Genomic DNA, 15,078 nt, shown 5'->3' with positions numbered 1-15,078 from the left:
TTAACCTGTGATCCGGTTACTCGTCAGCGATGCTTGCCGGTGGCCAGTTTTCCAGGCGCATACCCAGAGACAGTCCACGGGAAGCCAGCACGTCTTTAATCTCAGTAAGAGATTTTTTACCAAGGTTAGGCGTTTTAAGGAGCTCAACCTCGGTACGTTGTACCAGATCACCGATATAGTGGATAGCTTCTGCTTTAAGGCAGTTAGCAGAGCGGACAGTCAATTCCAGATCGTCAACAGGGCGCAGCAGGATCGGATCGAACTCTGGTTTCTCTTCTTTCACTTCCGGCTGACGTACATCACGTAAGTCAACGAAAGCTTCCAGTTGTTCAGCCAGAATGGTTGCCGCACGACGAATCGCCTCTTCAGGATCGATTGTGCCGTTGGTTTCCATTTCGATGACCAGCTTGTCCAGGTCGGTACGCTGTTCTACACGCGCTGCTTCAACATTGTAGGCAATACGCTCTACAGGGCTGTAGCATGCGTCGACCAGCAGACGGCCGATTGGGCGCTCATCTTCTTCCGAATGAATTCGGGTAGAAGCCGGCACATAACCACGACCGCGCTGAACTTTGATACGCATGCTAATAGACGCGTTCTCATCGGTCAGGTGGCAGATCACGTGCTGCGGCTTGACGATTTCGACATCACCGTCGTGGGTGATATCGGCTGCAGTCACAGGGCCAATGCCAGATTTATTCAAGGTAAGAATAACTTCATCTTTGCCCTGAACTCTCACCGCCAGCCCTTTCAGGTTGAGCAGGATTTCCAGGATATCTTCCTGAACGCCTTCTTTGGTGCTGTACTCATGTAGTACACCATCAATCTCAACCTCGGTCACCGCGCAACCCGGCATCGATGAGAGCAGAATACGGCGCAGTGCGTTACCCAGAGTATGGCCAAAGCCACGCTCTAAAGGCTCAAGGGTCACCTTGGCGTGCGTCGAACTCACTTGCTCGATATCAACCAGGCGCGGTTTTAGAAACTCTGTCACAGAACCCTGCATTGTGTCCTCTCTTTGGTACTAAGCTTTACTTGGAGTAAAGCTCGACGATCAGGTGTTCGTTAATGTCCGCAGACAGATCAGAACGCTCCGGCTTACGCTTAAACGTACCTTCCATCTTGCCAGCATCAACTTCCAGCCAGGTTGGCTTTTCACGCTGCTCAGCCAGCTCCAGAGCGGCTTTCACGCGAGACTGCTTCTTCGCTTTCTCACGAATGCTTACAACGTCATTCGGACTAACCTGATAAGAAGCGATGTTAACAACACGACCGTTTACCATAATTGCTTTATGGCTAACCAGCTGGCGTGCTTCTGCACGAGTGGCACCGAAGCCCATACGGTATACAACGTTGTCCAGACGACCTTCCAGCAGAGCCAACAGGTTTTCACCGGTGTTGCCTTTCAGACGTGCTGCTTCTTTGTAGTAGTTACGGAACTGACGCTCCAGCACACCATAGATACGGCGAACTTTTTGCTTTTCACGCAACTGCACACCATAGTCAGACAGACGCGGTTTACGCGCACCGTGCTGGCCAGGAGCTTGTTCAATTTTACACTTGGTATCGATCGCGCGAACGCCAGACTTAAGGAATAAGTCGGTGCCCTCACGACGGCTCAGCTTGAGCTTAGGACCCAAATATCTTGCCATTTTCTTTCTCCAACAAACCTGGAAAACGAAGCGTTATACGCGACGTTTTTTCGGCGGACGACAACCGTTATGAGGGATCGGAGTCACATCAGTAATGTTAGTGATGCGGAAACCTGCGGCGTTCAGAGCACGAATAGTAGATTCGCGGCCTGGACCCGGACCTTTAACCATAACTTCCAGATTCTTGATGCCGTATTCTTTCACGGCGTCAGCGCAACGCTCTGCTGCAACCTGAGCTGCAAACGGAGTGGATTTGCGAGAACCACGGAAACCGGAACCACCGGCTGTTGCCCAACCCAACGCGTTACCCTGACGATCAGTGATAGTCACGATGGTGTTGTTGAAAGAAGCATGGATATGAGCCACGCCGTCAGAGACTTGTTTTCTTACACGTTTACGTGCACGAATTGGTGCCTTTGCCATTATTCAATCACCCCGATTATTTCTTGATCGGTTTGCGCGGACCCTTACGGGTACGTGCGTTGGTCTTGGTACGCTGACCGCGAACCGGTAGACCACGACGATGACGCAAACCGCGATAGCAACCAAGATCCATCAGGCGCTTGATGCTCATGCTGATTTCACGGCGCAGATCACCTTCAACGACAAATTTGGCAACTTCGTCACGCAGCGTGTCGATTTGTCCTTCAGACAGCTCACTGATCTTAACATCTTCAGCGATACCCGCTGCAGCCAGGATGGCTTTAGAACGGGTCTTGCCGACGCCATAAATCGAAGTTAATGCGATTACGGCATGCTTATGATCAGGAATGTTAATGCCTGCTATACGGGCCACTATGCACTCCTACTATTTAATATGTACGTTCCATGCTGAAAAGCCCGTTTTCAGGATACTCAAATGGAAACGCACAGACATACAAAAGATTGGCTGGCTAATCTAGCCAGCTCAACCCAACTTTGCAAGAAAAATATGCGAATAAATCAGCCTTGGCGCTGTTTATGCTTCGGCTCGGCACTGCAAATCACACGGATGACACCATCACGCTTAACGATTTTGCAGTTACGGCATAATTTCTTGACGGAAGCACGAACTTTCATTTTTACTCTCCGTAACTTCTCGGGCGACCAATTATCGGCCGTAGCCTTTCAGGTTCGCCTTCTTCAATGCAGACTCATACTGACTGGACATCATCAGAGTTTGCACTTGAGCCATAAAGTCCATAATCACGACAACAACGATAAGCAGTGAGGTCCCACCGAAGTAGAACGGTACTTTCATTGCATCACGCATGAACTCCGGGATCAGGCAGATAAAGGTAATGTACAGCGCACCAACCAAGGTCAGGCGGGTCATTACTTTATCGATATACTTCGCCGTTTGCTCTCCCGGACGAATTCCTGGTACAAATGCACCGGACTTCTTCAGGTTATCTGCTGTTTCACGCGGGTTGAAAACCAACGCCGTGTAGAAGAAACAGAAGAAGATGATTGCAGACGCATAGAGTAACACATAAAGCGGTTGCCCAGGCTGCAAATACAGCGAAATTGTTGTCAGCCAGTTCCAACCAGTACCGCCCCCGAACCATGACGCGATGGTCGCCGGGAACAGAATAATACTGGAAGCGAAGATTGCCGGGATTACCCCCGCCATATTCACTTTCAGCGGTAAATGTGTGCTCTGTGCAGCATAGACACGACGACCTTGCTGACGTTTTGCGTAGTTTACCACAATGCGGCGTTGACCACGCTCAACAAATACAACAAAGAACGTCACTGCAAATACTAATACTGCAACCAACAGCAACACGAGGAAGTGCAGGTCGCCTTGACGCGCTTGCTCGATAGTATGGGCAATGGCTGGCGGGAGTCCCGCGACAATACCGGCGAAGATAATGATTGAAATACCGTTGCCGATACCTCGTTCAGTAATCTGTTCGCCCAACCACATCAGGAACATCGTTCCTGTGACCAGACTTACAACAGCGGTGAAGTAGAATGCAAAGCCCGGGTTAATAACCAGGCCTTGCATACCAGGCATATTCGGCAGACCGGTAGCAATACCGATCGACTGGAATATTGCCAGCACCAGAGTACCGTAACGGGTGTACTGGCTGATCTTACGACGACCAGACTCCCCTTCTTTCTTAATTTCTGCCAACGTCGGGTGAACCACCGTCAGCAGCTGGATAATGATCGACGCCGAAATATACGGCATGATCCCCAGAGCAAAGATAGAAGCACGGCTGAGAGCACCACCAGAGAACATGTTAAACATCTCAATGATGGTGCCTCGCTGTTGCTCAAGCAGTTTGGCAAGTACAGCGGCATCAATACCAGGGATCGGAATAAAAGAGCCAATACGGAACACAATCAGCGCACCGATAACAAACAGCAGTCTGCGTTTCAGCTCGCCTAAGCCACCTTTGGCACTTTGAAAATCTAATCCCGGTTGTTTAGCCATCTGCTACTTATTCCTCGATTTTACCGCCAGCAGCTTCGATAGCAGCACGAGCGCCTTTAGTAACACGCAGGCCACGAACAGTTACCGGAGTAGTTACTTCGCCAGCCAGGATCACTTTCGCGAACTCGATCTGGATACCGATAATGTTAGCCGCTTTCAGCGTGTTCAGGTCTACAACACCGCCTTCTACTTTAGCCAGGTCAGACAGACGAACTTCGGCTGTAATCGCTGCTTTACGAGAAGTGAAGCCGAATTTCGGCAGACGACGGTACAGAGGCATCTGACCACCCTCGAAACCGCGACGTACGCCACCGCCAGAACGAGATTTCTGACCTTTGTGACCACGACCACCGGTTTTGCCGAGGCCAGAACCGATACCACGACCCAGGCGTTTACCCGCCTTTTTGGAGCCTTCGGCCGGAGACAGAGTATTTAAACGCATCTCTTACTCCTCAACTTTAACCATGAAGGAAACCGCGTTGATCATACCGCGAATAGCAGGAGTATCCTCGCGCTCTACGGTGTGACCAATACGACGCAGACCCAGGCCAAGCAGCGTTGCCTTGTGTTTCGGCAGACGACCGATTGCACTGCGGGTTTGAGTAATTTTAATAGTCTTTGCCATGGTTTATTTCCCCAGAATTTCTTCAACGGATTTACCACGCTTGGCAGCGACCATTTCTGGAGAATTCATATTTTCCAGGCCATCGATAGTTGCACGAACCACGTTAATCGGGTTGGTGGAACCATATGCTTTAGCCAGAACGTTATGAACCCCAGCGACTTCCAGAACGGCGCGCATTGCACCACCGGCGATGATACCGGTACCTTCGGAAGCCGGCTGCATGAATACGCGAGAACCCGTATGAACACCTTTAACAGGGTGTTGCAGAGTGCCGTTATTCAGCGCGACGTTAATCATATTGCGACGGGCTTTTTCCATCGCTTTCTGGATCGCTGCTGGAACTTCACGCGCTTTACCGTAACCAAAACCAACGCGACCGTTACCATCGCCAACTACAGTCAGAGCTGTGAAGGAGAAAATACGACCACCTTTAACGGTTTTAGATACGCGGTTTACCGCGATCAGCTTTTCCTGCAGTTCGCCAGCTTGTTTTTCGATGTGAGCCATCTTACACCTCTACCTTAGAACTGAAGGCCAGCTTCACGGGCAGCATCTGCCAGTGCCTGGACACGACCATGATATTGGAACCCGGAACGGTCAAAGGATACATCTTTGATGCCTTTTTCCAGAGCGCGTTCAGCGACAGCTTTACCCACAGCTGCAGCCGCGTCTTTGTTACCGGTGTACTTCAGTTGTTCAGCGATAGCTTTTTCTACAGTAGAAGCAGCTACCAGAACTTCAGAACCGTTCGGTGCAATTACCTGTGCGTAAATGTGACGCGGGGTACGATGTACCACCAGGCGAGTTGCGCCCAGCTCCTGGAGCTTGCGGCGTGCGCGGGTCGCACGACGGATACGAGCAGATTTCTTATCCATAGTGTTACCTTACTTCTTCTTAGCCTCTTTGGTACGCACGACTTCGTCGGCGTAACGAACACCCTTGCCTTTGTAAGGCTCAGGACGACGGTAGGCGCGCAGATCCGCTGCAACCTGGCCGATCATCTGCTTATCAGCGCCTTTCAGCACGATTTCAGTCTGAGTCGGACATTCAGCAGTGATACCCGCAGGCAGCTGATGGTCAACAGGATGAGAGAAACCCAGAGACAGGTTAATCACATTGCCTTTAACCGCTGCACGGTAACCTACACCAACCAGCTGCAGCTTCTTAGTGAAGCCTTCGGTAACACCGATAACCATTGAGTTCAGCAGGGCACGCGCGGTACCAGCCTGAGCCCAACCGTCTGCGTAACCATCACGCGGACCGAAGGTCAGGGTATTATCTGCATGTTTAACTTCAACAGCATCGTTGAGAGTACGAGTCAGCTCGCCGTTTTTACCTTTGATCGTAATAACCTGACCGTTGATTTTTACATCAACGCCGGCAGGAACAACGACCGGTGCTTTAGCAACACGAGACATTTTTTCCTCCGATTAGGCTACGTAGCAGATAATTTCGCCACCAAGACCAGCCTGGCGCGCTGCACGATCAGTCATAACACCTTTAGAGGTAGAAACAACTGCGATACCCAGACCCGCCATAACTTTCGGCAGCTCATCTTTACGTTTATAGATGCGCAGACCTGGGCGGCTGACACGCTGAATGCTTTCTACAACAGCTTTGCCCTGGAAATACTTCAGAGTAAGTTCCAGTTCAGGCTTGGTGTCGCCTTCAACTTTAAAATCTTCAATAAAACCTTCTTCCTTCAGCACGTTGGCGATTGCCACTTTCAGCTTGGAGGAAGGCATGGTGACCGCAGCTTTGTTCGCGGCCTGACCGTTACGGATACGGGTCAGCATATCCGCGATCGGATCTTGCATGCTCATCTGTCTTTACTCCCGTGATTCAATTGGTGACAATTACCAGCTAGCCTTTTTCAGACCCGGGATTTCACCGCGCATAGCGGCTTCACGGACCTTAATACGGCTCAACCCGAACTTCCGCAGGAAACCATGCGGACGACCTGTTTGACGGCAGCGGTTACGCTGACGAGACGGGCTGGAATCACGCGGCAGAGTCTGCAGCTTGAGAACAGCATTCCAACGATCTTCGTCGGAAGCGTTCACATCAGAGATGATCGCTTTCAGTTCAGCGCGTTTCGCGAAGTATTTATCAGCTAAAGCTACGCGTTTTACTTCGCGTGCTTTCATTGATTGCTTAGCCATTTAGTAACCCTACCTTACTTGCGGAACGGGAAGTCAAAGGCAGCCAGCAGAGCACGGCCTTCTTCGTCAGATTTCGCAGTAGTGGTAATGGTAATATCCAAACCACGAACGCGGTCGACTTTATCGTAGTCGATTTCTGGGAAGATGATCTGCTCACGGACACCCATGCTGTAATTACCACGACCGTCGAAAGACTTAGCGGACAAGCCACGGAAGTCACGGATACGCGGTACAGCAATAGTGATCAGGCGCTCAAAGAACTCCCACATGCGTTCGCCACGCAGAGTTACTTTACAGCCGATCGGATAGCCCTGACGGATTTTGAAGCCTGCAACAGATTTGCGTGCTTTGGTGATCAGCGGTTTTTGACCGGAGATTGCTGCCAGGTCTGCTGCTGCGTTATCCAGCAGTTTTTTGTCAGCGATCGCTTCACCAACACCCATGTTCAGGGTGATCTTCTCGACCCGAGGGACTTGCATGACAGAATTGTAGTTAAACTCAGTCATGAGTTTTTTAACTACTTCGTCTTTGTAGTAATCATGCAGTTTCGCCATCGTACTACTCCAAATTACTTGATAGTTTCGCTGTTAGACTTGAAGAAACGGACTTTTTTACCGTCTTCGAATCTAAAGCCTACACGGTCAGCCTTGCCGGTTGCCGCATTGAAGATTGCTACGTTGGAAACCTGAATAGCGGCTTCTTTTTCAACGATGCCACCCGGTTGGTTCAGGGCCGGAACCGGCTTCTGATGTTTCTTAACCAGGTTGATACCTTCAACAATGACCTTGCCGGAAGACAGGACATTCTTAACTTTACCGCGTTTACCTTTATCTTTACCGGTTAACACGATAACTTCGTCATCACGACGGATTTTCGCTGCCATGATTCGCTCCTTAGAGTACTTCTGGTGCCAGAGAGATAATTTTCATGAACTTCTCACTACGAAGCTCACGAGTTACCGGCCCAAAAATACGCGTACCGATAGGCTGCTCGCTGTTGTTGTTCAGAAGAACACAAGCATTACCATCGAAGCGAATGACAGAACCGTCCGGGCGACGAACACCCTTCTTGGTGCGCACCACTACCGCCTTCAGCACATCACCTTTTTTGACCTTACCACGCGGAATTGCTTCTTTGATGGTGATCTTGATGATGTCGCCTACGCCTGCGTAGCGACGGTGCGAGCCACCCAGAACCTTGATACACATTACGCGACGTGCACCGGAGTTGTCGGCGACGTTCAGCATAGTCTGTTCTTGGATCATTTTAGTGCTCCGCTAATGTCAACTACTACTGAGACCCGAAAATCAGGTCGTTAAAAATCCCCATATCGAGGGCGCGGCATTATAACACCGCTTCAAGGATATGGGTAGAAAAAATAAACGGCTCATTTCTGAGCCGTTTATTCGTATCGAGAGAGTGTACTGTATTACAGAACCGCTTTCTCTACAACGCGAACCAGCGTCCAGGATTTAGTCTTGGACAGCGGACGGCATTCGCGGATTTCAACCACGTCACCGATACCGCATTCGTTGTTCTCGTCATGTACGTGCAGTTTGGTCGTACGCTTGATGAATTTACCGTAGATCGGGTGTTTCACAAAACGTTCGATAGCAACAACAATGGATTTCTCCATTTTGTCGCTAACAACGCGACCTTGCAGAGTACGGATTTTATCGGTCATTACGCACCCGCCTTCTCGTTCAGTAAAGTCTTAACGCGTGCGACATCGCGACGCACTTGCTTCAACAGGTGAGACTGTTGCAGCTGGCCACTTGCAGCCTGCATACGCAGGTTGAACTGCTCACGCAGCAAGTTCAGCAGCTCGGTGTTCAGCTCTTCAACGCTCTTCTCACGCAGCTCTTTTGCTTTCATTACATCACCGTCTTAGTTACAAAGGTGGTTTTAATCGGCAGTTTCGCTGCTGCCAGCTTGAATGCTTCACGGGCCAGCTCTTCCGGAACACCGTCCATTTCATACAGGACTTTACCCGGCTGAATCAAGGCAACCCAATACTCCACGTTACCTTTACCTTTACCCATACGCACTGCCAGCGGCTTTTCAGTGATCGGTTTGTCCGGGAACACACGGATCCAGATCTTACCTTGACGCTTAACTGCACGGGTCATAGCACGACGTGCTGCTTCGATCTGACGTGCAGTCAGACGACCACGGCCAACAGCTTTCAGACCGAAGCTGCCGAAGCTAACATCCGTACCCTGCGCCAGACCGCGGTTACGGCCTTTGTGCATTTTACGGAATTTTGTACGCTTTGGTTGTAACATCAGCGACGCTCCTTATTTACGGCCTTTACGCTGCTGCTTTTTAGGCTGAGCAGCCGGTTTTTCCGGTTGTTCAACAGCAGCCATACCACCCAGGATCTCGCCTTTGAAGATCCACACTTTAACGCCGATTACACCGTAAGTGGTGTGCGCTTCAGAGGTGTTGTAGTCGATGTCAGCACGCAGAGTGTGCAGCGGTACGCGACCTTCGCGGTACCATTCGGTACGTGCGATTTCCGCGCCGCCCAGACGGCCGCTAACTTCAACTTTAATACCTTTAGCGCCCAGACGCATTGCGTTCTGTACAGCACGCTTCATAGCACGACGGAACATAACGCGACGTTCCAGCTGAGAAGTGATGCTGTCAGCAACCAGTTTTGCGTCCAGTTCAGGCTTACGAACTTCGGCGATGTTGATCTGTGCAGGAACGCCAGCGATGTCCGCTACGACCTTACGCAGTTTTTCTACGTCTTCACCTTTTTTACCGATAACGATACCCGGGCGAGCAGTGTGAATGGTTACACGAATGCTCTTAGCCGGACGCTCGATAACGATACGAGATACGGACGCTTTAGCCAGTTCCTTTGTCAGGTACTGACGTACTTTAAAATCGCTGTCCAGGTTGTCAGCGAATTCTTTGGTGTTCGCAAACCAGGTAGAGTTCCATGGTTTTACAATACCCAGGCGAATACCATTAGGATGTACTTTCTGACCCATTGCTAGTCTCCAGAGTCTCAGCGATCGGACACAACCACAGTGATGTGGCTGGTGCGCTTCAGGATGCGATCTGCACGACCTTTTGCACGCGGCATAATGCGCTTCATGCTCGGGCCTTCGTCTACGAAAATTTTCGTAACTTTCAGATCGTCAATGTCAGCGCCATCGTTGTGTTCAGCGTTAGCAATGGCAGATTCCAGAACTTTCTTGACCAGTACAGCCGCTTTCTTGTTGGTGTAGGTCAAAATATCCAGAGCCTGCGACACTTTCTTACCGCGAATCAGGTCAGCAACAAGGCGAACCTTCTGAGCAGAAGAACGAGCATGGCGATGTTTAGCGATAGTTTCCATCTCTTCCTCCTACCTTATTTCTTCTTCGCTTTTTTATCAGCAGCGTGGCCGCGATAAGTACGAGTCGGTGCGAATTCACCCAGTTTGTGACCGACCATTTCGTCGGTTACAAATACCGGAACGTGCTGACGACCATTATGGACAGCGATGGTCAAACCGATCATGTTAGGAAAGATCGTTGAACGACGGGACCAAGTGCGCAGGGGCTTCTTGTCTCCGCTTTCCACCGCTTTCTCTACCTTCTTCAGCAAGTGCAGGTCAATAAAAGGACCTTTCTTGAGAGAACGTGGCATGGCTTATCCTCTAAAATTATTTGCTACGGCGACGTACGATGAATTTATCAGTACGCTTGTTGCTGCGGGTCTTCTTACCTTTGGTCTGAACGCCCCACGGAGTTACCGGGTGCTTACCAAAGTTACGACCTTCACCACCACCATGTGGGTGGTCTACCGGGTTCATCGCGGTACCGCGAACGGTCGGACGAACACCACGCCAGCGTGCAGCACCTGCTTTACCCAGAACGCGCAGCATATGCTCAGCATTGCCAACTTCGCCCAGAGTTGCACGGCAGTCTGCTTCTACTTTACGCATTTCACCAGAACGCAGACGCAGGGTGACATAAGCACCATCACGAGCAACGATCTGAACGTAAGTACCGGCGGAACGTGCCAGCTGACCGCCTTTACCTGGTTTCATTTCTACGTTATGAACAGTAGAACCAACCGGGATGTTGCGCATCGGCAGGGTGTTACCTGGTTTGATTGCAGCATCAACGCCAGACTGAATCTGGTCGCCAGCTTTCAGGCCTTTAGGGGCCAGGATGTAACGGCGTTCACCGTCTTTGTACAGAACCAGCGCGATGTTCGCGGAACGGTTCGGATCGTACTCAAGACGTTCAACAACTGCCGGGATACCGTCTTTGTTGCGTTTGAAGTCAACAATACGGTAAGCCTGCTTGTGGCCACCACCGATATGACGAGTGGTGATACGGCCATTGTTGTTACGACCACCGGATTTGCTGTTTTTTTCCAGCAACGGAGCAAAAGGTTTGCCCTTGTGCAGCTCAGGGTTAACCACTTTAACAACGTGGCGACGACCCGGAGATGTCGGTTTACATTTAACAACTGCCATTGTATTACTCCTCCGACTTACTCAGCGCCGCCAACGAAGTCCAGATTCTGGCCTTCTTTCAGGGTGACGTAAGCTTTTTTCCAGTCGCTACGACGACCGATACGCTGTCCGTGACGTTTAACTTTCCCTTTAACTACCAGGGTGTTAACGACTTCGACTTCGACTTCAAACAGTTTCTGCACAGCAGCTTTGATTTCTGCTTTGGTCGCGTCTTTAGCAACTTTGAGTACGATGGTGTTGGATTTTTCCATCGCAGTAGACGCTTTTTCAGAAACGTGCGGTGCACGCAGCACCTTCAGCAGACGTTCTTCACGAATCATGCCAGCATCTCCTCAACTTGCTTAACAGCATCAGCAGTCATTACGACTTTGTCGAAGGCGATCAGGCTAACCGGGTCGATACCAGTTGCATCGCGTACGTCAACCTTGTGCAGGTTGCGCGCAGCCAGGAACAGGTTCTCGTCCAGCTCACCGGTGATGATCAGCACATCTTCCAGAGCCATGTCTTTCAGTTTCTGTGCCAGCAGCTTGGTTTTCGGTGCTTCTACAGAGAACTTCTCGACAACGATCAGACGATCCTGACGTACCAGTTCGGACAGGATGCTTTTCAGCGCGCCGCGGTACATCTTCTTGTTAACTTTTTGACTGTGGTCCTGCGGACGAGCAGCGAAGGTCACGCCACCAGAACGCCAAATCGGGCTCTTGATAGAACCAGAACGCGCACGGCCGGTGCCTTTCTGGCGCCACGGTTTTTTACCGGAACCAGTTACTTCAGCACGAGTCTTCTGAGCACGAGTACCCTGACGAGCACCGGCTGCATAAGCAACAACAACCTGGTGAACCAGCGCTTCGTTGAAATCACGACCGAAGGTAGTTTCGGAAACAGTCAGCGCGCTCTGCGCGTCTTTCAATACTAATTCCATTGCTATCTCCTTACGCCTTCACAGCTGGTTTAACGATCAGGTCGCTACCGGTTGCACCCGGGACAGCACCTTTAACCAGCAGCAGGTTGCGCTCAGCGTCAACGCGTACTACGTCAAGGCTCTGAACGGTTACACGTTCGTTACCCATCTGACCTGCCATTTTCTTGCCTTTGAACACTTTGCCCGGAGTCTGGTTCTGACCGATAGAACCCGGTACGCGGTGAGACAAGGAGTTACCGTGAGTAGCGTCCTGGGTACGGAAGTTCCAGCGCTTAACGGTACCTGCGAAACCTTTACCTTTAGAGGTGCCAGTTACGTCAACTTTTTTAACGTCAGCAAACAGTTCAACGCTAATGCTCTGACCTACAGTGAACTCTTCGCCTTCAGCCAGGCGGAATTCCCACAGACCACGGCCAGCTTCTACGCCAGCTTTAGCGAAGTGGCCAGCTTCAGGCTTGGTCACACGGTTAGCTTTTTTAGCACCGGTGGTTACCTGAATAGCACGGTAGCCATCGTTAGCCAGGTCTTTAACCTGAGTAACGCGGTTTGCTTCAACTTCGATTACGGTTACTGGGATAGAAACGCCGTCTTCTGTGAAGATACGGGTCATACCCACTTTTTTACCGACTAAACCAATCATTGTTTCAACCTCTCAATCGCTCAATGACCTGATTAACCCAGGCTGATCTGCACGTCTACACCGGCAGCCAGATCCAGACGCATCAGAGCATCAACGGTTTTCTCGGTTGGCTCAACGATGTCAACCAGACGCAAGTGAGTACGGATTTCGTACTGATCGCGCGCGTCTTTGTTGACGTGCGGAGAGATCAGAACAGTGAAGCGCTCTTTGCGTGTCGGCAGCGGGATCGGACCACGGACCTGCGCACCAGTGCGCTTGGCAGTCTCGACGATTTCCGCGGTTGCTTGATCGATCAGACGATGATCAAACGCTTTCAGGCGGATACGGATTCTTTGGTTCTGCATGAGACCAGAGCTCCAATTATTTTATAAACGAAAATGATTACTCCTCAGACCCATTACGATTGATGGGAGAGTGTAACCGTTCTTACGTAGCCCCCCGATTGGGAGCATTGTTAGGTAGCCAAATTCGGCTAACTGAGGTTCAGATTGAACCTGCTGTCAACTACGACAAGCCCGCGCATTATACGCAAATCTGAGATTGACGCAAGCATCGGGTAGAAATTAATCGCAACGCACAGATTGCGAGCTGCATTCCACGAAATTTGTAAGGTCGTGAAGATAGCGTTTTTCACCGGAACCAGGTTAACAAATCAGCGATTTCTCTGTTGCTGAGTATCCGGAGTTATTCGATGGTGATACTCCAATTACAGAGGATGTTTTATGGTCGCTACCCTTCCCTTTCTGATTTTGTACGTTTGCTTATCAGTCCTACTTTTTTTCTGGGATGCAAAGCATGGCTTGTTACCTGACAGGTTTACCTGCCCGTTACTCTGGTCAGGTCTTTTGTTCTATCAGGTTTGTCATCCTGACGGTTTAGCCGATGCGTTATGGGGGGCGATTATTGGTTACGGCACATTCGCTGTCATTTACTGGGGATATCGCATTCTGCGTCATAAAGAAGGATTAGGCTATGGTGATGTGAAGTTTCTCGCCGCCCTTGGTGCCTGGCATACATGGGCCTTCTTGCCACGGCTGGTATTCCTTGCCGCCTCATTCGCTTGCGGAGCCGTAGTTATTGGTCTGCTCATGAGAGGAAAAGAATCATTAAAAAACCCGCTGCCTTTTGGGCCATTTCTGGCAGCTGCGGGTTTCGTTGTAGGCTGGGATAGTCTGCTGGCAGGCCGTTAATCTTTAACTTTAATTTGTGATTGCAGGTAATTTTGTAGGCCGATTTTACCGATGAGATCCAGTTCAGTTTCGAGCCAGTCGATATGACCTTCTTCATCAGCAAGGATCTCGATCATCATATCGCGGCTAACATAGTCATGAACGCTGTCGGCATAAGCGATAGCCTCACGAAGATCCTTCGCACCTTCCAGCTCTAATCGCAGGTCGGATTGCAGCATCTCTTCGACATCTTCACCGATCCCTAGCTTGCCTAAATCCTGTAAGTTAGGGATCCCTTCTAAGAACAAAATACGCTCGATATATTTATCGGCGTGCTTCATCTCATCGATAGATTCATGGTATTCGACATCATTAAGGCGCATCAGGCCCCAGTTTTTAAACATACGGGCATGAAGAAAATACTGATTGATCGCGACAAGCTCATTTCCCAATAGTTTATTGAGATAATTTATGATTTTAACATCACCTTTCATTTTATAGTCCCTCCGCTTCCACTATTAGAGCGTAGATGGGGCTAGCGGGATGTCAAAAAATAAGCGTGAGCTTCAGGCAATCTCTTTAAATTCGGGCATCTGCATCAACTCGTCCTGCATCACTTCGCGTGCGGCGCGAATGCACTTACCGCATTGATTTCCCACAGGAATAAACTTGCGTAATTGTTGGAAAGACTGAGGATGAAACTGACGGACTGCCTGGCGAATTTTTTTGTCACTTACACCATTACACAAACAAACGTACATGATTACTCCCGTTCAAATTCCGCGCAAAGTGTAAATGAGAATAGTTATGATTACAATAGCACAGTTTTATTTGCGCCAAAGTTCAGCCAGCGAAATTACGACGAAATATTTCGAACTCAAATTACGGGCAGCAAAAAGGGCGCCTAAGCGCCCTTTTTAATTCAAAACTAATTAACGCGTAATTAGCTCAGAACTTTAGCAACAACGCCCGCACCAACGGTACGGCCGCCTTCACGGATTGCGAA

The 15,078-nt window shown here is 50.1% G+C and carries 31 protein-coding genes; 1 reads left to right on the top strand and 30 read right to left on the bottom strand.

The features are described from left to right. Positions 1-16: 16 nt before the first annotated feature. The 27 genes from rpoA to rpsJ all read right to left on the bottom strand — a co-directional run bounded on the left by rpoA (position 17) and on the right by rpsJ (position 13,247). Entirely contained in the window at positions 17-1,006 is a 990-nt protein-coding gene (rpoA, locus tag FEK43_RS21590; protein ID WP_001162094.1) for a DNA-directed RNA polymerase subunit alpha, read from the bottom strand. A gap of 25 nt (positions 1,007-1,031) precedes the next feature. Further along, on the bottom strand, positions 1,032-1,652 hold the full coding sequence (gene rpsD, locus FEK43_RS21585) for a 30S ribosomal protein S4 (RefSeq protein WP_000135224.1): 621 nt from the start codon (positions 1,650-1,652) through the stop codon (positions 1,032-1,034). 33 nt (positions 1,653-1,685) lie between these two features. Beyond that, complete coding sequence (gene rpsK / locus FEK43_RS21580) at positions 1,686-2,075, bottom strand: 30S ribosomal protein S11 (protein WP_001029684.1); 390 nt, start codon at positions 2,073-2,075, stop codon at positions 1,686-1,688. A 16-nt stretch (positions 2,076-2,091) separates the two neighbouring features. Further along, positions 2,092-2,448 (bottom strand): 30S ribosomal protein S13, encoded by a 357-nt coding sequence (rpsM, locus tag FEK43_RS21575; protein ID WP_000090775.1) that lies wholly within the window; start codon positions 2,446-2,448, stop codon positions 2,092-2,094. A gap of 146 nt (positions 2,449-2,594) precedes the next feature. Continuing rightward, positions 2,595-2,711 carry a 50S ribosomal protein L36 gene (gene rpmJ, locus FEK43_RS21570; protein ID WP_000868187.1) on the bottom strand — a complete coding sequence of 39 codons (117 nt, stop codon included), beginning with the start codon at positions 2,709-2,711 and terminating at the stop codon, positions 2,595-2,597. 31 nt (positions 2,712-2,742) lie between these two features. Then, positions 2,743-4,074: a preprotein translocase subunit SecY gene (gene secY, locus FEK43_RS21565; RefSeq protein ID WP_001118861.1), complete on the bottom strand. Its 1,332-nt coding sequence runs from the start codon at positions 4,072-4,074 to the stop codon at positions 2,743-2,745. Between the two features lie 7 nt (positions 4,075-4,081). Then, positions 4,082-4,516, bottom strand: a complete 435-nt coding sequence (gene rplO / locus FEK43_RS21560) for a 50S ribosomal protein L15 (RefSeq protein WP_001238917.1) — start codon at positions 4,514-4,516, stop codon at positions 4,082-4,084. A gap of 3 nt (positions 4,517-4,519) precedes the next feature. After that, a complete protein-coding gene (gene rpmD / locus FEK43_RS21555) occupies positions 4,520-4,699 on the bottom strand; it encodes a 50S ribosomal protein L30 (protein WP_001140433.1) in 180 nt (59 codons plus the stop codon). Between the two features lie 3 nt (positions 4,700-4,702). Next, positions 4,703-5,206, bottom strand: coding sequence for a 30S ribosomal protein S5 (gene rpsE, locus FEK43_RS21550; RefSeq protein WP_000940121.1), 504 nt, complete (start codon positions 5,204-5,206; stop codon positions 4,703-4,705). Positions 5,207-5,220: 14 nt separating this feature from the next. Continuing rightward, positions 5,221-5,574: a 50S ribosomal protein L18 gene (gene rplR, locus FEK43_RS21545; RefSeq protein ID WP_000358960.1), complete on the bottom strand. Its 354-nt coding sequence runs from the start codon at positions 5,572-5,574 to the stop codon at positions 5,221-5,223. Positions 5,575-5,583: 9 nt separating this feature from the next. Further along, positions 5,584-6,117 carry a 50S ribosomal protein L6 gene (gene rplF, locus FEK43_RS21540; RefSeq protein WP_064524927.1) on the bottom strand — a complete coding sequence of 178 codons (534 nt, stop codon included), beginning with the start codon at positions 6,115-6,117 and terminating at the stop codon, positions 5,584-5,586. A gap of 12 nt (positions 6,118-6,129) precedes the next feature. Then, positions 6,130-6,522 carry a 30S ribosomal protein S8 gene (rpsH, locus tag FEK43_RS21535; RefSeq protein WP_000062611.1) on the bottom strand — a complete coding sequence of 131 codons (393 nt, stop codon included), beginning with the start codon at positions 6,520-6,522 and terminating at the stop codon, positions 6,130-6,132. 33 nt (positions 6,523-6,555) lie between these two features. Then, positions 6,556-6,861, bottom strand: coding sequence for a 30S ribosomal protein S14 (gene rpsN / locus FEK43_RS21530; protein WP_001118930.1), 306 nt, complete (start codon positions 6,859-6,861; stop codon positions 6,556-6,558). Positions 6,862-6,875: 14 nt separating this feature from the next. Beyond that, positions 6,876-7,415, bottom strand: a complete 540-nt coding sequence (rplE, locus tag FEK43_RS21525; RefSeq protein ID WP_001096200.1) for a 50S ribosomal protein L5 — start codon at positions 7,413-7,415, stop codon at positions 6,876-6,878. Between the two features lie 14 nt (positions 7,416-7,429). Further along, positions 7,430-7,744, bottom strand: a complete 315-nt coding sequence (gene rplX, locus FEK43_RS21520; RefSeq protein ID WP_000729185.1) for a 50S ribosomal protein L24 — start codon at positions 7,742-7,744, stop codon at positions 7,430-7,432. Between the two features lie 10 nt (positions 7,745-7,754). Next, the gene (gene rplN / locus FEK43_RS21515) at positions 7,755-8,126 is read right to left on the bottom strand and encodes a 50S ribosomal protein L14 (RefSeq protein WP_000613955.1); all 372 of its coding nucleotides are present in this window, start codon (positions 8,124-8,126) and stop codon (positions 7,755-7,757) included. 164 nt (positions 8,127-8,290) lie between these two features. Then, complete coding sequence (gene rpsQ / locus FEK43_RS21510) at positions 8,291-8,545, bottom strand: 30S ribosomal protein S17 (RefSeq protein ID WP_000130100.1); 255 nt, start codon at positions 8,543-8,545, stop codon at positions 8,291-8,293. Beyond that, on the bottom strand, positions 8,545-8,736 hold the full coding sequence (rpmC, locus tag FEK43_RS21505; protein WP_000644741.1) for a 50S ribosomal protein L29: 192 nt from the start codon (positions 8,734-8,736) through the stop codon (positions 8,545-8,547). The genes rpsQ and rpmC overlap by 1 nt, the downstream gene beginning before the upstream one ends. Then, positions 8,736-9,146, bottom strand: coding sequence for a 50S ribosomal protein L16 (gene rplP / locus FEK43_RS21500; RefSeq protein ID WP_000941212.1), 411 nt, complete (start codon positions 9,144-9,146; stop codon positions 8,736-8,738). The genes rpmC and rplP overlap by 1 nt, the downstream gene beginning before the upstream one ends. A 12-nt stretch (positions 9,147-9,158) precedes the next feature. Beyond that, positions 9,159-9,860 (bottom strand): 30S ribosomal protein S3, encoded by a 702-nt coding sequence (rpsC, locus tag FEK43_RS21495; protein WP_000529945.1) that lies wholly within the window; start codon positions 9,858-9,860, stop codon positions 9,159-9,161. A 17-nt stretch (positions 9,861-9,877) separates the two neighbouring features. Continuing rightward, on the bottom strand, positions 9,878-10,210 hold the full coding sequence (gene rplV / locus FEK43_RS21490; RefSeq protein WP_000447529.1) for a 50S ribosomal protein L22: 333 nt from the start codon (positions 10,208-10,210) through the stop codon (positions 9,878-9,880). 14 nt (positions 10,211-10,224) lie between these two features. Beyond that, complete coding sequence (rpsS, locus tag FEK43_RS21485; protein WP_001138117.1) at positions 10,225-10,503, bottom strand: 30S ribosomal protein S19; 279 nt, start codon at positions 10,501-10,503, stop codon at positions 10,225-10,227. A 16-nt stretch (positions 10,504-10,519) separates the two neighbouring features. Next, on the bottom strand, positions 10,520-11,341 hold the full coding sequence (gene rplB, locus FEK43_RS21480) for a 50S ribosomal protein L2 (RefSeq protein WP_000301864.1): 822 nt from the start codon (positions 11,339-11,341) through the stop codon (positions 10,520-10,522). Between the two features lie 17 nt (positions 11,342-11,358). After that, positions 11,359-11,661 (bottom strand): 50S ribosomal protein L23, encoded by a 303-nt coding sequence (gene rplW / locus FEK43_RS21475; RefSeq protein WP_000617544.1) that lies wholly within the window; start codon positions 11,659-11,661, stop codon positions 11,359-11,361. Further along, positions 11,658-12,263: a 50S ribosomal protein L4 gene (gene rplD, locus FEK43_RS21470; RefSeq protein WP_000424395.1), complete on the bottom strand. Its 606-nt coding sequence runs from the start codon at positions 12,261-12,263 to the stop codon at positions 11,658-11,660. Before rplD ends, rplW begins: the two co-directional genes overlap by 4 nt. Before the next feature lie 10 nt (positions 12,264-12,273). Then, positions 12,274-12,903: a 50S ribosomal protein L3 gene (gene rplC / locus FEK43_RS21465; RefSeq protein WP_000579833.1), complete on the bottom strand. Its 630-nt coding sequence runs from the start codon at positions 12,901-12,903 to the stop codon at positions 12,274-12,276. A 32-nt stretch (positions 12,904-12,935) separates the two neighbouring features. Beyond that, positions 12,936-13,247 carry a 30S ribosomal protein S10 gene (gene rpsJ, locus FEK43_RS21460; RefSeq protein WP_001181004.1) on the bottom strand — a complete coding sequence of 104 codons (312 nt, stop codon included), beginning with the start codon at positions 13,245-13,247 and terminating at the stop codon, positions 12,936-12,938. A gap of 378 nt (positions 13,248-13,625) precedes the next feature. On the opposite strand from rpsJ, the gene FEK43_RS21455 reads away from it, so the two are divergent. Further along, positions 13,626-14,093 (top strand): A24 family peptidase, encoded by a 468-nt coding sequence (locus tag FEK43_RS21455; protein WP_130206885.1) that lies wholly within the window; start codon positions 13,626-13,628, stop codon positions 14,091-14,093. Here FEK43_RS21455 and bfr read toward each other — a convergent pair. From bfr to FEK43_RS21440, 3 genes are all read right to left on the bottom strand, one after another. After that, on the bottom strand, positions 14,090-14,566 hold the full coding sequence (bfr, locus tag FEK43_RS21450; protein ID WP_000675515.1) for a bacterioferritin: 477 nt from the start codon (positions 14,564-14,566) through the stop codon (positions 14,090-14,092). The genes FEK43_RS21455 and bfr overlap by 4 nt on opposite strands. A 72-nt stretch (positions 14,567-14,638) precedes the next feature. Next, positions 14,639-14,833: a bacterioferritin-associated ferredoxin gene (gene bfd / locus FEK43_RS21445; protein ID WP_000289090.1), complete on the bottom strand. Its 195-nt coding sequence runs from the start codon at positions 14,831-14,833 to the stop codon at positions 14,639-14,641. Positions 14,834-15,015: 182 nt separating this feature from the next. Then, a partial coding sequence (locus FEK43_RS21440; protein WP_072095827.1) for an elongation factor Tu occupies positions 15,016-15,078 on the bottom strand: 63 nt, incomplete at its 5' end.

Origin of the sequence: Escherichia sp. E2562 (assembly GCF_005781075.1) — a bacterium.
In the GTDB taxonomy this organism is placed as follows: Bacteria; Pseudomonadota; Gammaproteobacteria; order Enterobacterales; family Enterobacteriaceae; genus Escherichia.
Note: the sequence above shows the minus strand (reverse complement) of the source record. Positions and strands in the feature narration are given on the sequence as shown.

Excerpts from the sequence above, each read along its gene's own strand:
- rpoA (WP_001162094.1), bottom strand. The coding sequence starts at position 1,006 with ATGCAGGGTTCTGTGACAGAGTTTCTAAAACCGCGCCTGGTTGATATC.
- rpsD (WP_000135224.1), bottom strand. The coding sequence starts at position 1,652 with ATGGCAAGATATTTGGGTCCTAAGCTCAAGCTGAGCCGTCGTGAGGGC.
- rpsK (WP_001029684.1), bottom strand. The coding sequence starts at position 2,075 with ATGGCAAAGGCACCAATTCGTGCACGTAAACGTGTAAGAAAACAAGTC.
- rpmJ (WP_000868187.1), bottom strand. The coding sequence starts at position 2,711 with ATGAAAGTTCGTGCTTCCGTCAAGAAATTATGCCGTAACTGCAAAATC.
- secY (WP_001118861.1), bottom strand. The coding sequence starts at position 4,074 with ATGGCTAAACAACCGGGATTAGATTTTCAAAGTGCCAAAGGTGGCTTA.
- rplO (WP_001238917.1), bottom strand. The coding sequence starts at position 4,516 with ATGCGTTTAAATACTCTGTCTCCGGCCGAAGGCTCCAAAAAGGCGGGT.
- rpmD (WP_001140433.1), bottom strand. The coding sequence starts at position 4,699 with ATGGCAAAGACTATTAAAATTACTCAAACCCGCAGTGCAATCGGTCGT.
- rpsE (WP_000940121.1), bottom strand. The coding sequence starts at position 5,206 with ATGGCTCACATCGAAAAACAAGCTGGCGAACTGCAGGAAAAGCTGATC.
- rplR (WP_000358960.1), bottom strand. The coding sequence starts at position 5,574 with ATGGATAAGAAATCTGCTCGTATCCGTCGTGCGACCCGCGCACGCCGC.
- rplF (WP_064524927.1), bottom strand. The coding sequence starts at position 6,117 with ATGTCTCGTGTTGCTAAAGCACCGGTCGTTGTTCCTGCCGGCGTTGAT.
- rpsH (WP_000062611.1), bottom strand. The coding sequence starts at position 6,522 with ATGAGCATGCAAGATCCGATCGCGGATATGCTGACCCGTATCCGTAAC.
- rpsN (WP_001118930.1), bottom strand. The coding sequence starts at position 6,861 with ATGGCTAAGCAATCAATGAAAGCACGCGAAGTAAAACGCGTAGCTTTA.
- rplE (WP_001096200.1), bottom strand. The coding sequence starts at position 7,415 with ATGGCGAAACTGCATGATTACTACAAAGACGAAGTAGTTAAAAAACTC.
- rplX (WP_000729185.1), bottom strand. The coding sequence starts at position 7,744 with ATGGCAGCGAAAATCCGTCGTGATGACGAAGTTATCGTGTTAACCGGT.
- rplN (WP_000613955.1), bottom strand. The coding sequence starts at position 8,126 with ATGATCCAAGAACAGACTATGCTGAACGTCGCCGACAACTCCGGTGCA.
- rpsQ (WP_000130100.1), bottom strand. The coding sequence starts at position 8,545 with ATGACCGATAAAATCCGTACTCTGCAAGGTCGCGTTGTTAGCGACAAA.
- rpmC (WP_000644741.1), bottom strand. The coding sequence starts at position 8,736 with ATGAAAGCAAAAGAGCTGCGTGAGAAGAGCGTTGAAGAGCTGAACACC.
- rplP (WP_000941212.1), bottom strand. The coding sequence starts at position 9,146 with ATGTTACAACCAAAGCGTACAAAATTCCGTAAAATGCACAAAGGCCGT.
- rpsC (WP_000529945.1), bottom strand. The coding sequence starts at position 9,860 with ATGGGTCAGAAAGTACATCCTAATGGTATTCGCCTGGGTATTGTAAAA.
- rplV (WP_000447529.1), bottom strand. The coding sequence starts at position 10,210 with ATGGAAACTATCGCTAAACATCGCCATGCTCGTTCTTCTGCTCAGAAG.
- rpsS (WP_001138117.1), bottom strand. The coding sequence starts at position 10,503 with ATGCCACGTTCTCTCAAGAAAGGTCCTTTTATTGACCTGCACTTGCTG.
- rplB (WP_000301864.1), bottom strand. The coding sequence starts at position 11,341 with ATGGCAGTTGTTAAATGTAAACCGACATCTCCGGGTCGTCGCCACGTT.
- rplW (WP_000617544.1), bottom strand. The coding sequence starts at position 11,661 with ATGATTCGTGAAGAACGTCTGCTGAAGGTGCTGCGTGCACCGCACGTT.
- rplD (WP_000424395.1), bottom strand. The coding sequence starts at position 12,263 with ATGGAATTAGTATTGAAAGACGCGCAGAGCGCGCTGACTGTTTCCGAA.
- rplC (WP_000579833.1), bottom strand. The coding sequence starts at position 12,903 with ATGATTGGTTTAGTCGGTAAAAAAGTGGGTATGACCCGTATCTTCACA.
- rpsJ (WP_001181004.1), bottom strand. The coding sequence starts at position 13,247 with ATGCAGAACCAAAGAATCCGTATCCGCCTGAAAGCGTTTGATCATCGT.
- FEK43_RS21455 (WP_130206885.1), top strand. The coding sequence starts at position 13,626 with ATGGTCGCTACCCTTCCCTTTCTGATTTTGTACGTTTGCTTATCAGTC.
- bfr (WP_000675515.1), bottom strand. The coding sequence starts at position 14,566 with ATGAAAGGTGATGTTAAAATCATAAATTATCTCAATAAACTATTGGGA.
- bfd (WP_000289090.1), bottom strand. The coding sequence starts at position 14,833 with ATGTACGTTTGTTTGTGTAATGGTGTAAGTGACAAAAAAATTCGCCAG.